At 58.2% G+C, this 14,211-nt stretch carries 12 protein-coding genes and 1 pseudogene; 6 read left to right on the plus strand and 7 right to left on the minus strand.

Going from position 1 to position 14,211, the window contains the following annotated elements:
• Positions 1-10 precede the first annotated feature (10 nt).
• Together AC3WOY_RS23600 and AC3WOY_RS23605 are read left to right on the plus strand one after the other, a co-directional pair.
• Positions 11-166, plus strand: coding sequence for a hypothetical protein (locus AC3WOY_RS23600; RefSeq protein ID WP_492428243.1), 156 nt, complete (start codon positions 11-13; stop codon positions 164-166).
• A gap of 117 nt (positions 167-283) precedes the next feature.
• Positions 284-868 carry a DedA family protein gene (locus AC3WOY_RS23605; RefSeq protein ID WP_492428245.1) on the plus strand — a complete coding sequence of 195 codons (585 nt, stop codon included), beginning with the start codon at positions 284-286 and terminating at the stop codon, positions 866-868.
• Here AC3WOY_RS23605 and AC3WOY_RS23610 read toward each other — a convergent pair.
• Entirely contained in the window at positions 848-1,132 is a 285-nt protein-coding gene (locus AC3WOY_RS23610) for a hypothetical protein (protein WP_492428247.1), read from the minus strand. The two genes, AC3WOY_RS23605 and AC3WOY_RS23610, sit on opposite strands and share 21 nt — an antisense overlap.
• Positions 1,133-1,405: 273 nt before the next feature.
• On the opposite strand from AC3WOY_RS23610, the gene AC3WOY_RS23615 reads away from it, so the two are divergent.
• Positions 1,406-3,778, plus strand: coding sequence for a DNA polymerase II (locus AC3WOY_RS23615; RefSeq protein ID WP_492428249.1), 2,373 nt, complete (start codon positions 1,406-1,408; stop codon positions 3,776-3,778).
• A 21-nt stretch (positions 3,779-3,799) separates the two neighbouring features.
• Here the strand turns inward: AC3WOY_RS23615 and AC3WOY_RS23620 are convergent, their stop codons facing one another.
• The 3 genes from AC3WOY_RS23620 to AC3WOY_RS23630 all read right to left on the minus strand — a co-directional run bounded on the left by AC3WOY_RS23620 (position 3,800) and on the right by AC3WOY_RS23630 (position 6,122).
• The gene (locus AC3WOY_RS23620; RefSeq protein ID WP_492428251.1) at positions 3,800-4,852 is read right to left on the minus strand and encodes an NAD(P)-dependent alcohol dehydrogenase; all 1,053 of its coding nucleotides are present in this window, start codon (positions 4,850-4,852) and stop codon (positions 3,800-3,802) included.
• Positions 4,853-4,969: 117 nt separating this feature from the next.
• Positions 4,970-5,764, minus strand: coding sequence for an alpha/beta fold hydrolase (locus AC3WOY_RS23625; protein ID WP_492428253.1), 795 nt, complete (start codon positions 5,762-5,764; stop codon positions 4,970-4,972).
• Entirely contained in the window at positions 5,757-6,122 is a 366-nt protein-coding gene (locus AC3WOY_RS23630) for a hypothetical protein (RefSeq protein WP_492428255.1), read from the minus strand. The genes AC3WOY_RS23625 and AC3WOY_RS23630 overlap by 8 nt, the downstream gene beginning before the upstream one ends.
• 178 nt (positions 6,123-6,300) lie before the next feature.
• Here AC3WOY_RS23630 and AC3WOY_RS23635 point away from each other — a divergent pair, with 178 nt between their 5' ends.
• Entirely contained in the window at positions 6,301-7,509 is a 1,209-nt protein-coding gene (locus tag AC3WOY_RS23635; RefSeq protein ID WP_492428257.1) for a cyanophycinase, read from the plus strand.
• Positions 7,510-7,632: 123 nt separating this feature from the next.
• Here the strand turns inward: AC3WOY_RS23635 and AC3WOY_RS23640 are convergent.
• Positions 7,633-8,658, minus strand: a pseudogene (locus tag AC3WOY_RS23640) (malate synthase G); the annotation flags it as partial.
• A gap of 850 nt (positions 8,659-9,508) precedes the next feature.
• Here AC3WOY_RS23640 and AC3WOY_RS23645 point away from each other — a divergent pair.
• Positions 9,509-10,996, plus strand: coding sequence for a S8 family peptidase (locus tag AC3WOY_RS23645; protein WP_492428258.1), 1,488 nt, complete (start codon positions 9,509-9,511; stop codon positions 10,994-10,996).
• A gap of 12 nt (positions 10,997-11,008) precedes the next feature.
• Complete coding sequence (locus tag AC3WOY_RS23650) at positions 11,009-11,461, plus strand: protease complex subunit PrcB family protein (RefSeq protein WP_492428260.1); 453 nt, start codon at positions 11,009-11,011, stop codon at positions 11,459-11,461.
• Between the two features lie 78 nt (positions 11,462-11,539).
• On the opposite strand, the gene AC3WOY_RS23655 is transcribed toward AC3WOY_RS23650, so the two are convergent.
• Positions 11,540-13,750: a malate synthase G gene (locus tag AC3WOY_RS23655; RefSeq protein WP_492428262.1), complete on the minus strand. Its 2,211-nt coding sequence runs from the start codon at positions 13,748-13,750 to the stop codon at positions 11,540-11,542.
• Between the two features lie 145 nt (positions 13,751-13,895).
• Complete coding sequence (locus tag AC3WOY_RS23660; RefSeq protein WP_492428264.1) at positions 13,896-14,204, minus strand: hypothetical protein; 309 nt, start codon at positions 14,202-14,204, stop codon at positions 13,896-13,898.
• Positions 14,205-14,211: the final 7 nt, after the last annotated feature.

A 14,211-nucleotide genomic window follows, 5' to 3' on the forward strand; every position in this document is an offset into this window, starting at 1 on the left:
CTATTCCGACATGAAATCGCTTTTCCTCGTCCTCGTTGCTGTCACCGCAGGCCTGTCCGGCTGCGTCGTCGTGCCGGAGTATCCGGCGGCAACGGTCGTTATCACCGGGGGCGGCCACGGCGGCCACCATTGCCCGCCCGGACAGGCCAAAAAGGGCCGTTGCTGACCTGACAGCGGGTTGCCCTTTGCCCGGGGCAGGCAACTTTTTCCAGTGTTCGAAGCTCTATAGGTGTGCCGTTACGGCAGGATTTCGCCTGCGTAACGATTCTTCGATACCGGACGCATGGATATTGCCTATCTCGTACAGGCCTATGGATATTTTGCCGTCGCCCTCGGATGTTTCCTGGAGGGAGAGGCCGTCCTGCTTGCCGGCAGCTTTGCGGCCTATCATGGACATCTCGCGCTACCGCTGGTGATGGTGATCGCCGCGGTCGCCAGCTTCCTGGGCGATGTGCCGTATTTCTTTGCGGGGCGACGCTATGGGCTGCGCGTGATGCGCCGCTTTTCTTCAATACGCAGCAGACGGAAGCGGCTGCAAAAAATGATGCATCGGCACCATGTCGTGCTCTTGCTGAGCTTGCGATTTCTCTATGGAATGCGAATCGCCGGCCTGCTGGCATTGGGAATGAGCAGGATGCCGGCGTGGCGTTTCCTGGTGCTGGATTTCGCCGGCGCACTCCTGTGGTCATCCGTCATATGCATTGCCGGCTACGGCGCAGGCAACGTCTTCAACCGGTTGACCGGCGATGGAGCAACGCCGGGGCAGATCACACTTTTTGCCGCCGTGCTGGCAAGTACGATACTCCTCTGGATCGTCTTTCGCCGGGTGACCGCCGGCGCGCTGGAATCAGAGCACAACGATAAATAGGAACGCGCCTGCAAGTACTGCGGCAACGGGCGCAATCATTCCTACACCGCAAACCAGCCGGCGGGCCGTGGCACGCACCTTGGCGCTCACGCGCGTATTGCGCTCGCTGATGATCTTTTCGAAATGCGCTTCAGCCAGCAAGTCCGGCGGCAAACCTTCCGTCGACATCAAACCTTCCGTGTGGCGTGCGATATCGGATTCGTTCAGATGCATGTTGCGAAGCGCTGCGGCATAGTCGTGCCTGAATTCTGCTGTGATGCTCATTTCAATACTCCATTTACACTCATAGATGCATTAAGGAAATTATAGAAGCCGGAATTCAGGGGGGAAGGGCAGTTGTGCGCTCATATGCATTACTTTGATTCAAGTCATAAAAAGGTTGATGCAAGGACACGATTGCTTCGCGTCCAGACCATCGCCGGCATTCGGCAGGCTTGGCGAGACGGCAATACATTGACCTAAAATTACCTTTGCGATGCACTAGGCGGCCGGTGCGTTGGCATTCGATCAATCGCCTGGCGGGCGCAAAAAAGGCAGATGTTGGATCAACTCAAGCAAGGTTTTCTCCTGACAAGGCACTGGCACGATACGGCGGCCGGCACGGAAGTCGCATTCTGGCTGGCGACCGATGAGGGCCCGCGCCGTCTCTGCTTGCCGCCCCAGCCTTCGGTCGCGTTCATCCCGGCGGATCAGCGCGAGCAGGCCGAAGCGGTATTGCGCAGCGAACGGGGCTGCGAGCTGCGTCCGCTCGCACTGAACGATTTCCAGCGCCGCCCGGTGCTGGGACTGTACTGCCGGCAGTACCGCCAGTTGCTGAAACTTGAAAAGCGCCTGCGGGAAAACGGCGTCGACGTTTATGAAGCGGATGTGCGTCCGCCGGAACGCTACCTGATGGAGCGTTTCATTACCGCGCCGGTATGTTTCGATGGCCGCCCTGATCCCGCCATGGATCGCACCCTGGCCGATGGCCAGCTGAAGCCTGCAAACGGCTATCGGCCGAGGCTGCGGCTGGTCTCGCTGGATATCGAAACCAGCGCACGCGGCGAGCTGTATTCGATTGCGCTGGAAGGATGCGGGCAGCGCCAGGTCTACATGCTCGGACCCGCAAACGGCGGCAAAGAAACACTCGATTTCGATCTGGAATACTGCGACAGCCGCGCGCAGATGCTGGAGAGGCTGAATGCCTGGCTGGAACGTCACGATCCCGATGCCATCATCGGCTGGAACCTTGTGCAGTTCGACCTTCGTGTGCTGCAGGAGCATGCCGACCGCTATCGCGTGCCCTTGCGCCTCGGCAGGGACGGCAGCGCGATGGAGTGGCGCGAGCACAGCAGGTCCCAGCATTTCTTTGCCGCCGCCGCCGGGCGCCTGATCATCGACGGCATCGAAGCCCTGCGGTCGGCGACGTGGAACTTTCCCTCGTTCAGCCTCGAACATGTATCGCAGACGCTGCTGGGTGAAGGCAAATCCATCGACAACCCGTACGACAGGATGGCGGAGATCAATCGTCGCTTTGCCGAGGACAAGCCCGCACTCGCGCGCTACAACCTGAAGGACTGCGAGCTGGTGACGCGCATTTTCGCGAAGACCGACTTGATGGCCTTCCTGCTGGAAAGGGCAAGCGTCACCGGGCTGGCCGCCGACCGCAGCGGCGGATCGGTGGCCGCGTTCGAACACCTGTACATGCCGATGATGCACCGCCAGGGCTATGTCGCGCCCAATATCGGCGACGTGGAGGGAGAGAACAGTCCGGGCGGTTTCGTGATGGACTCCCGCTCCGGCCTCTACGATTCGGTTGTCGTGCTCGATTACAAGAGCCTGTATCCGTCGATCATCCGCACCTTCCTGATCGACCCGGTCGGACTGGTGGAAGGCAGCGGCAATCCCGATCCGGCTGCCACGGTACCGGGCTTTCGCGGCGCGCGCTTTTCACGCGAGAAGCACTGCCTGCCGCAGATCGTCACGCAGGTCTGGCAGGGACGCGAGGCGGCCAAGCGCGAGCGCAACCAGCCGCTGTCGCAGGCGCTGAAGATCATCATGAATGCCTTCTACGGCGTGCTGGGATCGAGCGGCTGCCGCTTCTTCGACCCGCGCCTTGCGTCGTCCATCACGATGCGCGGACACGAAATCATGCGCCGCACGCGCGAGCTGATTGAAGCGCAGGGGTATGACGTCATCTACGGCGACACCGACTCCACCTTCGTCTGGCTCAAGCACACGCAGACGGAGGAACGGGCCATGGAAATCGGCGAGTCGCTCGTGCACCACGTCAACCGGTGGTGGCAGCGCCACCTGCGAGAGGAATTTGACCTCGAGTGCGCGCTGGAACTGGAATTCGACACGCACTACCGCCGCTTCCTGATGCCGACCATCCGCGGATCGGAAGAGGGCAGCAAGAAACGCTACGCCGGCCTTGTGAGGAAGCAGGACGGTAGCGAGGAAGTCATCTTCAAGGGCCTGGAATCGGTGCGCACCGACTGGACGCCGCTGGCGCAGCAGTTCCAGCAGGGGCTGTACCTGCGCATCTTCAAGGGGGAGGCGTACCGTGACTATGTGCGCGACTATGTCGACCGGACACTGGGCGGCGAATTCGATGCGCTGCTGGTGTACCGCAAGCGGTTGCGTCGCCCATTGGACGAGTATGAGCGTAACGTGCCACCGCATGTGCGTGCGGCGCGCATCGCCGATGAATACAACCGCGAGCAAGGGCGTCCGCTGCAGTACCAGAACCGGGGCTGGATCCGCTACGTGATGACGGTGGCCGGCCCCGAGCCGCTGGAGACGTGCCGTTCACCCATCGATTACGAGCATTACCTCACGCGGCAGCTGCAGCCGGTGGCGGATGGCATCCTGCCTTTCCTGGATGATGATTTTGCTTCCCTCACCAGCCGGCAGCAGGCCCTGTTTTGAAGACCGGCGGAAGGACCACGGTCATCCCTTGAGCGATGCCATATCGATCACGAAACGGTACTTCACATCGCTCCTCAGCATGCGTTCATAAGCATCGTTGATGTCCTGGATGCGGATCATCTCGATGTCGGAAAGGATGTCGTGGTCACCGCAGAAGTCGAGCATTTCCTGCGTCTCGGCAATCCCGCCGATCAGCGAGCCGGCCAGCCGTCGGCGCTTCATGATGAGGTTGAAAACCTGCGGCGAGGGATGTGGCGAAGCGGGCGCCCCGACCAGCGTCATGGTGCTGTCGCGCTTGAGCAATTCCATGAACGGATCGAGCGCATGCGGCGCGGCGACCGTGTTCAGGATGAAGTCGAACGAGTCGCGGTGCGCCGCCATTTCGGCCGCATTTTTCGACACCACCACTTCATGCGCACCCAGTCTCAAAGCATCTTCCCGCTTGTTGGGTGACGTAGTGAAGAGCACCACCCGCGCGCCCATCGCATGCGCCAGCTTGATGCCCATATGGCCCAGGCCGCCGAGTCCCACGATGCCCACTTTCTGCCCTTGCCCGACCCGCCATTGCTTGAGAGGCGACCAGGTGGTGATGCCGGCGCACAGCAGGGGAGCGGCCGCCGCCGGATCGAGGTTGCCGGGAATGCGCAGCACGAACTTGTCGCGCACGACAATGTTGCTGGAATAGCCGCCATACGTCATGCCGCCGCTGTGCATTTCCTCGCCGTTGTAGGTGCCGACGAAACCGTTCTCGCAATATTGCTCCAGCCCCTCGGCGCAGGCGTGGCAGTGCTGGCAGGAATCGACCATGCAGCCGACGCCGACGACGTCGCCTTGCTTGAAGCGCGTCACCTTGTCGCCGACCGCCGCTACGCGGCCGATGATTTCATGCCCGGGTACAACGGGGTACACCGTGTTTCCCCATTCGTTGCGGGCCGTATGGAGATCCGAGTGACAGACCCCGCAGTACAGGATATCGATCCGGACGTCCTCCGGTCCCGGGTCGCGGCGCGTGAAGTCCAGTTTGCTGAGCGGTTCATGGGCACTGGTCGCCCCGTATCCAGTCGACGTAATCATTGCAAGCTTCCAATATGAATAGCGCAGGGAAGCTTGATGGACTGGCATGCGGGAAGCGAGTTCCGCTGGCGCGCGGCGCTGACCGACATTGGATGGAGGCAAGGCGTACCTGGCTGATCATTGTTCGTGCCTGGCAATGAAGGCTTCGACACTGTCGTGCAGGAGCAGGGGCTTCTCCAGGAAGATGAAGTGACCACCGTCCAGGGTGGCAAACTCGGCTCCCGGAATCCGCTCTGCAAGCTCTGCGGAGAAGTACGGCGGGGCACAGAAGTCGCGCTCGCCCACCAGCACCAGCGTCGGCGTCGTGATCGACTGAAGATCGTCGAAGGCGTCGTGCCCTGCGATCATGCAGATCCGGGCAAAGCCGATCTCCGGTTCGAATGTGCCAGACGATGCCGTGTTCACCCACGCCTGCACTTTCTCCGGGTGCTCGCGAATGAATTTCGGATCGAAGAGAAATAGAGCGTTTGCCTCGGCGGACGCGCGCAGGCCGGAATCGGCCAGCATGCGTCGCCGCATGTCGAACTGGCGACGATAGAACGCGTCCGCGCGTGCAATCGAAGAGATGATTGTCGCGCTGCGCAATAGTTCGCGGTGATTGATCGCCAGCAACTGCGCGATGGCCCCACCGGTGGAGGAACCGACCACGTGGACCGGCCCGCACCCAACCGCCTCAATGACCCGCGCCATGTCCCGCGCGTGTTGCGCAATCGTCATATCGCGCGCGGTATGCTCGGACGCGCCGGTGCCGCGGTGATCGGGCACGATCACTTGGTGATGCTCGGCGAATAGATCGATCTGCGGGCCCCAGGATGCGCCCACTCCCGCAAGCCCCGCCAGAAGAAGCACGGGCGAACCCTGGCCTTTGACCTCATAGTGGATCGAAACACCGTCGGACGTTACGTCAGGCACTTTGCTTCTCCGTGTTCAGAGCGACGCGAGGGTGAGATCGGTATTTTCTGAAAACCGCTTCTTCAAGTTTAGCAAGGGCAAGGGATTGCACCTGGCAGATCAGGAGGGCGCCGCTGCGTTTGATTGGATCGGCAAATGGACATACGTCACCAAAGGACCGCATGACATCCGCCTCCAGCTGGCTGTTCATGTTGCATCTTAGTGTATGAATATCGGAATAACGAGGCCGGAATCTACCCGTAAAATCGTAGGCTCTTGTCCTGTTTCTTGAATGCATTTTGAGCCAGGCTTGTGAAGTGAATTGACGCTCCGCAACCCTGCGAAACCGGATGTTGTGAATGCCGTCAATGGTCTTCATGCGTTCCTATGCGCTTGCACATTGATCTCCCTTCAATGGCAATCCAACGCGGTCAATTCTTTTCGATAAGCAATCTTTTTGATTCTTCTCAAAAGATGAGTGTGTCGCAAGATACCCCGGGCCGGGTCAAGGCATATTGCAAGAGCGCCTGCGGGCACCACAAGATCAAGGATGCACAATGCAGTTTTCAATCTATCGCCAAGGCGCTCGTCGCTTGGTCCATGCGCTCATCGCCGCCTTCTCCATAGCCTGCCTGCCGGCGCAGGCCGGCTCTGACAAGGATTCGGGCGGAGGGGCCAATGTTAGCGGCAAGGCCTCCTATGCCTACTATGTGACCGGCAACCCTGAACGCATTCCGGACATTCGACATCGGCCGCGTTCGCCATCAACGGTCCTGATGGGCGGTGACAACGATGTCGACGAGGCATTTCGCTGGATGATTACCCGTGCCGGCATTACTGCAACCTCCGGCGGACGCTTTGTCATCATCCGCGCTACCGGCGCCGATGGATACAACTGTTATGTGTATTACTCGAACTACCCGACCTGCAACTCCACTGGCTCGGTTCAGCCGGGCTCAGTCGGCGGTGCCACACTCGGGCTGTCGTCGGTGGAGACACTGGTCATCCCCTCTGTAACCGCCGCCAACGATACCAAGGTCAATGAAATCGTTGGCCGGGCCGACGTAATCTGGATTGCCGGCGGCGACCAGTCCGACTATTACAAGAACTGGCGCGGTACGGCTCTTGAGCAGACCCTTATCCAAGCGCGTACGCGCAATGTGCCGGTCGGCGGCACATCAGCCGGCATGATGGTGCTGCCCCGCTTTGACTTTGCTGCGCTGCGTGGTTCTGTGACTTCGGCACAAGCGCTGGCCGACCCTTTCAACAAGTACATGACAATCGAACCGCAGCCTTTGGCAAGCGTCGGTTTCATCGTCTCGCCGGGACTGGAGACGTCGATCGTCGACGCGCACCTGGACGAGCGCGACCGTATGGGGCGCCTGATGGCCTTCATGGCGCGCCTCATCAGATCTGACGGCGCTACTGGCTGCACCGGTGGCATCCTGTCCGGCATGGCCGGCTCGGCGGACGTCGCGCGCGCAATTGGCTTGGCAATACAAACCGCGCTCCTGATTGAAGGTCCGGCAGGTTCGCAAACGGCGAAACGCGTGAGCAATCCCGGAGCTCCCGGTTCGAACGCGGCATATCTGGTGCAACCGTCAATCGCACCCGAGATTTGCCTGTCGGGCAAACCGCTGACAATGCGCGGCATTACTGTACGCAAAATCACCGATAGCCAGCCGTTCAACTTCTCCAACTGGAGCAGCCTGCCGTTCAAAGAGGCACAGATCATCAACGGCACACTCGGCAACTTTTCCTATTGATAGTCGAACTCATATCCGGTCAGCTGAAACATGAGCCTTTGTTGCTGACGTTCGCGCGCCACCTGCAATGAAAAAGGCCGGTCTGCAACAGACCGGCCTTTTTCATTTCACTACTGTCGTGGATCAGGCGTTCGCCTTCACCTTCAATCGCCATGCATGCAGCAGCGGCTCGGTATACCCGCTCGGCTGTTCCAGACCCTTGAACACGAGGTCACGTGCCGCGCGGAACGCATAGGATGCCTCGAAGTTCGGCGCCATCGGCTTGTACAGCGGATCGCCGGCATTCTGGCCGTCCACCACCTTGGCCATGCGCTGCATGGTCTCGGTCACTTGCGCTTCGGTGACGATGCCGTGCAGCAGCCAGTTGGCGATGTGCTGGCTGGAGATGCGCAGCGTCGCACGGTCTTCCATCAGGCCGACGTTGTGGATGTCCGGTACCTTCGAGCAGCCCACGCCCTGGTCGACCCAGCGCACCACGTAACCGAGGATGCCCTGGCAGTTGTTGTCCAGTTCCTGCTGGATGTCGGCAGCGGACCATTCAGCCTTGGCGACCACCGGGATCTGCAGCAGTTCGCCGAGCAGGCGCTCGATCTCGGCCGGAGCGTCGATCTTTTCCAGTTCCTTCTGCACGTCGGCGACGCTGACCTGGTGGTAATGCAGCGCATGCAGCGTGGCGGCGGTCGGCGACGGCACCCAGGCGGTGTTGGCGCCGGCCTTCGGATGGCCGATCTTCTGTTCCATCATCGCGGCCATCAGGTCCGGCATGGCCCACATGCCCTTGCCGATCTGGGCGCGGCCGCGCAGGCCGGAAGACAGGCCGGTCAGCACGTTGCTGCGCTCGTAGGCGGACAGCCACTTGCTGGTCTTCATGTCGCCCTTGCGCATCATCGGGCCGGCATGCATCGCGGTGTGCATCTCGTCGCCGGTGCGGTCGAGGAAGCCGGTGTTGATGAAGGCGATGCGGCCGGCGGCTTCCTTGATGCACGCCTTGAGGTTGACGCTGGTGCGGCGCTCTTCATCCATGATGCCGAGCTTGACGGTCTCGTTGGGCAGGCCGAGCAGTTGCTCGACGCGGCCGAACAGTTCGCTGGCGAAGGCGACTTCCTTCGGGCCGTGCATCTTGGGCTTCACGATGTAGACGGGGCCGGTGCTTCAGAAGCATTGACAAAAAAATAATTTAACCAGCATACTTGTCATTATTACAATAATGGTTCCGATGGTCTTTTCAATTGACGATGTAGATCTGAGTCGTATCGATGAAAGGATGGTTGCCCGAGTCTTCTTCAACAGCGGCAATTTCGTATTCGTGCAAGAACCATCGCTACTGACCAATTGAGATGCATGTCTACGTCCACCATCAATGAAGTGCGGGGAGAGCAATGTTGCTATTAATTTGTGAAAGTAAACGAGTTTCAACTTGGAGTTGGATGCAAATTAACCAGAGCTGAGTGAGCTCAATCTTATAGGGGAGATTCATGAGAAATTTGATCGTTCTTGCAGTTATGCTGGCTACACAGGTTGCGCACGCAGCTCTTGTGTTGACTGGACCTGTGGTGCCGACGGGGTGGCGGGTGGAGAATTATGCTCCTGCAGGAAACGTAGTACTTTGGTTTACTGGATCGGCGTGCGCAAATGGCCAGATGACATTACCACCTGGTGCAACGACTCAAGACCATTCACGGCTTTATGCCACGATCATGTCGGCCAAAGCGGGAAATCTAAAGGCTTTCGTTGTCTACGATAATACGCAAGTCGGATGCCCGATCTCCAGTTTCGGGATTCAATAAGACTACGCCACGGCAAGGACTCGATAGAGTTTGATTGCCTTCCATGCAGGCGTCTATTTGCCGCGTCTAAACATAGTTCGGATTGAGCGACGTGGAGTTATACCTTAAACCATCTGCTTATTCTGCAAAGTCAAATTGGAACAATACATTTATGGGAATCGCAGTTGAATTAAACAGCGTCGAATTCATGCAGCGAAAATTATGAAAGGCACATGGTGAAAAATACCAACTCATCCTTATTTTTTCACACAATAGCCCAGTTAACGCTATTCATGTCACTACTGCTCTCTTTTTCGGTATGGTCCCAAGTTTTACCATTCGTGCTTCAGTCGCCAAAAATAAAAATGCCGGTAGAAAAAGCGGAGCCGTTGGTGGCAGAAAAAGGGCTTTCTAATATCGCACAGGACGTGTATGTCGAACTCGAACATGATGACATACTGCGGGAAATAGACACCAAGCGTAGGAGCAAAGGTCTACATCAAAACGATGATGAAATTGAGAGTGAAAGCCGCCGAAAATACAAAGTTCTGCAGGAGATGGTCTTCCCAAATGGGAAGCTTGAAGCAGCCAGCATCATTCGTGCTTCCGATGTTGTACCGATTGTGAAAGTACACGTTCCCAATACGGCATCTTTTCAACGATTATTGAACCATCCTAAGGTCAAAGCCGTGTATGGTGAGCAAGACTATGTTCTTTACCTCAGAGAAAGCTTGCCTATGATTGGACAGCCCGCCGTTGGCTCCTCGGGCCGAATTGGTACTGGTACTACAGTGGCGATTCTTGATGCGTCGATCACGCCGTCGGCATTCGGGTGTAGAGCACCGGGTGAGATGAACGGTTTGCCACTTGTTGGCACTAGCGCATGCAAAGTATCCACCTATAGATATTTTGGCCCCTCGGTGCCATATTCAGACCAATGGTTTGATGGTTCTCACGGGACTAATGTTACGGGCATCGTTGAAGGAGTGGCGCCGGGTGCCAAGCTTATCTTTCTTCAGGTGTTCTATTTAGTGAATGGAAAAGCAGCTAGCAATTTTGATACTCTGTCAAAAGCAATGGAATGGGTGATAGCAAACGCAAAGGCAAACAACATCACTGCAGCGAATTTTAGCCTTGGCACCACGAGTCCAATTACCTCGGCTGTGTGTTTTGACAGCAGGTTCGTACCTTATTTCAACCGCCTCCGGGAAGTCGGCGTTATACCTGTTGCGGCCACCGGTAATGATCGAGACAAATCGAGGCTCCCAGAGCCTGCGTGTGCACCCAATGTAGTCAGTGTGAGCGCAATATATGACAAAGACATTTCGTGGGTGCTTTCTTGCAATGGCGACGGCTCCACCTATTCGGTTAAAGCCTTAGAGGTTCCATGCTGGGCAAACAGCAATTCAAACGTGAAGTTACTCGCACCAGGTGATTTCATTGATGCACGCGGAATCGGAATTAGAGGGACATCGCAAGCGGCACCCCATGTTTCTGGTGCAATCGCAGTATTGCGCGCTCCCAATGGGTTTCCAAATGAGGATGTCGACACAACAATTCTTCGTTTAACAAGTAGCGGGCGGCGATTAGTGGATAAGTGGAACGGCGTAACAATTCCGTTCCTTGAGCTCAACAGAGCGGTTTCCTTTACACCCACTTCAACTGGTTATCCAGCTGCTACTGTCCAAACGATCATTAACAGCATCTTGACGGCTGAATAGGATATCGAACTGATGAAAATAGTCGTCGGATTGTTGGGATTGCTGTTGGTGGGAGCCTGCAGCAAGTCATTGCTTCATAGGGATAGTGACAAGATACTTACCAGTACGCTTTATCGGACTCAATATTCTCAAATCTCAACTCATCGGGCCGTTGCAGTGCGTGACGAAGCTACTTGGGAAAGGCTATGGGAGGAAATGGCGAAGAATGGAGCTTTAGAATCACGACCTCTCGTCGATTTTTCCCAAGACATGGTTTTGGCTGTCATCTTAGGTGAGCGCCCAAACGGATGTTATTCAGTTTCTATCGGTACAATTCGTGCAACAGCCGAGAAACTTGTGGCCGAATTTAGTGAAACACGCCCGATGGCTGGCGATTTTTGTACCTATAGTTTTACTAGTCCTGCTCATTTCGTAGTCATTTCACGGGACTCGCGCCCAGTTGAGTTTTTAAGAGTGGATGGGTAATTCAACAGTTTGCCTCCGAAAAGAAAGCGGGCCGGTCTGCTGTAGACCGGCCCGTTTTCATTTCACTACTGTCGTGGATCAGGCGTTCGCCTTCACCTTCAATCGCCATGCATGCAGCAGCGGCTCGGTATACCCGCTCGGCTGTTCCAGACCCTTGAACACGAGGTCGCGTGCCGCGCGGAACGCATAGGATGCCTCGAAGTTCGGCGCCATTGGCTTGTACAGCGGATCGCCTGCATTCTGGCCGTCCACCACCTTGGCCATGCGCTGCATGGTCTCGGTCACTTGTGCTTCGGTGACGATACCGTGCAGCAGCCAGTTGGCGATGTGCTGGCTGGAGATGCGCAGCGTGGCGCGGTCTTCCATCAGGCCGACGTTGTGGATGTCCGGTACCTTCGAGCAGCCCACGCCCTGGTCGACCCAGCGCACCACATAACCGAGGATGCCCTGGCAGTTGTTGTCCAGTTCCTGCTGGATGTCGGCAGCGGACCATTCAGCCTTGGCGACCACCGGGATCTGCAGCAGTTCGCCCAGCAGGCGCTCGATCTCGGCCGGAGCGTCGATCTTTTCCAGTTCCTTCTGCACGTCGGCGACGCTGACCTGATGGTAATGCAGCGCGTGCAGCGTGGCGGCGGTCGGCGACGGCACCCAGGCGGTGTTGGCGCCGGCCTTCGGATGGCCGATCTTCTGTTCCATCATCGCGGCCATCAGGTCCGGCATGGCCCACATGCCCTTGCCGATCTGGGCGCGGCCGCGCAGGCCGGAAGACAGGCCGGTCAGCACGTTGCTGCGCTCGTAGGCGGACAGCCACTTGCTGGTCTTCATGTCGCCCTTGCGCATCATCGGGCCGGCATGCATCGCGGTGTGCATCTCGTCGCCGGTGCGGTCGAGGAAGCCGGTGTTGATGAAGGCGATGCGGCCGGCGGCTTCCTTGATGCACGCTTTGAGGTTGACGCTGGTGCGGCGCTCTTCATCCATGATGCCGAGCTTGACGGTCTCGTTGGGCAGGCCGAGCAGTTGCTCGACGCGGCCGAACAGTTCGCTGGCGAAGGCGACTTCCTTCGGGCCGTGCATCTTGGGCTTCACGATATAGACCGAGCCGGTGCGCGAGTTGCCGATTTCCTGGCCGGTCTTGCGCTTCAAGTCGTGCAGGGCGATGGTCACGGTGACGACCGCGTCCATGATGCCTTCCGGGATTTCCTTGCCTCCGTCGAGCAGGATGGCCGGATTGGTCATCAAGTGGCCGACGTTGCGCAGGAAGAGCAGGGAGCGGCCGTGCAGGGTGACCACGCCATCCTTGGCATCGGTCGCGCCGGCGGCGGCGGTGTACTTGCGGTCGGCGTTCAGCGTGCGGTTGAAGGTCTTGCCGCCCTTGCTGACGCTTTCCACCAGCGTGGCCTGCAGGATGCCCAGCCAGTTTTCATAGGCGAGCACCTTGTCGTCCGCATCCACGGCGGCGACGGAGTCTTCCAGATCGAGAATCGTGGACAGTGCTGCTTCGACCACCACGTCGGCGACGCCGGCGGCATCCTGGCTGCCGATCTTGGTGTCGCGGTTGATCTGGATGTCGATGTGCAGGCCATTGTTCTTCAGCAGGACGGAAGAGGGCGCCTCTGCCTTGCCCTGGAAACCGATGAACTTGTTCGCATCCGCCAGGCCGGTAGTGCTGCCGTCCTTCAGTGCGACAACGAGCTTGCCGCCGTCCACGCGGTAGCCGGTGGAGTCGGCGTGCGAGCCTTTGGCCAGCGCTGCGGTCTGGTCGAGGAAGTTGCGGGCGAAGGCGATGACCTTGGCGCCACGGACCGGGTTGTAGCCGCCGGTGCGCGTCGCGCCGTCGGTCTCGGGCAGGGCGTCGGTGCCGTACAGGGCGTCATACAGCGAACCCCAGCGCGCGTTGGCGGCGTTCAGCGCGTAGCGGGCGTTGAGGATGGGCACAACGAGCTGCGGGCCGGCCTGCAATGCCAGTTCGGCATCGACGTTGGTCGTGGTCGCCTTGACATCGCCCGGCGCCGGCAGCAGGTAGCCGATCGATTGCAGGAAGCCGCGGTAGGCGCCCATGTCCTGGATCGGGCCGGGATTGGCACGGTGCCATTTGTCTAGTTCCAGTTGCAGGCGGTCGCGTTCGGCCAGCAGGGCGGCGTTCTTCGGGGCCAGGTCGTGGGCGATGGCGTCGAAGCCCTTCCAGAAGGTGGCGCTGTCGATGCCGGTGCCGGGCAGGACCTTGTCTTCAATGAAGCGGTACAGGACGGTGGCAACCTGGAGGCGATGGACGGAAGTACGTGCGGTCATGGAGTGCATCCTCGTGTGAAGTTGTCATGAATCGGCGCGCGGGCGCTTCTTCAATTGTTATAGCTGTAAGCAAGACTGGATCGAAGTATATGCGAGCAAAAAGTGTATGAACGCAATGTTTAGTCACTTGATTTATGCGTTTTTGTCACAAATCGCTGGAAAGGTCTTCCAGTGCCACAAACTCGTCCGCCTGACAGGCTTTATCCGTCAAAAGTTTCCTCATGGAAACTGCGCTCTTGGAGCGTGAAGACATGATTTCAAAGCGGTTTTTCACCAATGAGACGATTCTCGCGCGTTGTTTCTCGCAATCAGGATGGATTTCCTGCTTTCGGGAAACTGTCAGACAAAATCTTCCCCAAATCTTGTGGATTCCACAGTCCTGCCTTGTTCCGAGATCAATTTTGTCGGTTGGCAGACTATTTGCTTTCCCATGATCAAAGTTGACAACCATCAAGATCGAC

This window comes from Noviherbaspirillum sp. FW303-A3, assembly GCF_058788695.1.

Coding starts and splice junctions, on each gene's coding strand:
- AC3WOY_RS23600 (WP_492428243.1), top strand. CDS start 11: ATGAAATCGCTTTTCCTCGTCCTCGTTGCTGTCACCGCAGGCCTGTCC.
- AC3WOY_RS23605 (WP_492428245.1), top strand. CDS start 284: ATGGATATTGCCTATCTCGTACAGGCCTATGGATATTTTGCCGTCGCC.
- AC3WOY_RS23610 (WP_492428247.1), bottom strand. CDS start 1,132: ATGAGCATCACAGCAGAATTCAGGCACGACTATGCCGCAGCGCTTCGC.
- AC3WOY_RS23615 (WP_492428249.1), top strand. CDS start 1,406: ATGTTGGATCAACTCAAGCAAGGTTTTCTCCTGACAAGGCACTGGCAC.
- AC3WOY_RS23620 (WP_492428251.1), bottom strand. CDS start 4,852: ATGATTACGTCGACTGGATACGGGGCGACCAGTGCCCATGAACCGCTC.
- AC3WOY_RS23630 (WP_492428255.1), bottom strand. CDS start 6,122: ATGAAGACCATTGACGGCATTCACAACATCCGGTTTCGCAGGGTTGCG.
- AC3WOY_RS23635 (WP_492428257.1), top strand. CDS start 6,301: ATGCAGTTTTCAATCTATCGCCAAGGCGCTCGTCGCTTGGTCCATGCG.
- AC3WOY_RS23645 (WP_492428258.1), top strand. CDS start 9,509: ATGGTGAAAAATACCAACTCATCCTTATTTTTTCACACAATAGCCCAG.
- AC3WOY_RS23650 (WP_492428260.1), top strand. CDS start 11,009: ATGAAAATAGTCGTCGGATTGTTGGGATTGCTGTTGGTGGGAGCCTGC.
- AC3WOY_RS23655 (WP_492428262.1), bottom strand. CDS start 13,750: ATGACCGCACGTACTTCCGTCCATCGCCTCCAGGTTGCCACCGTCCTG.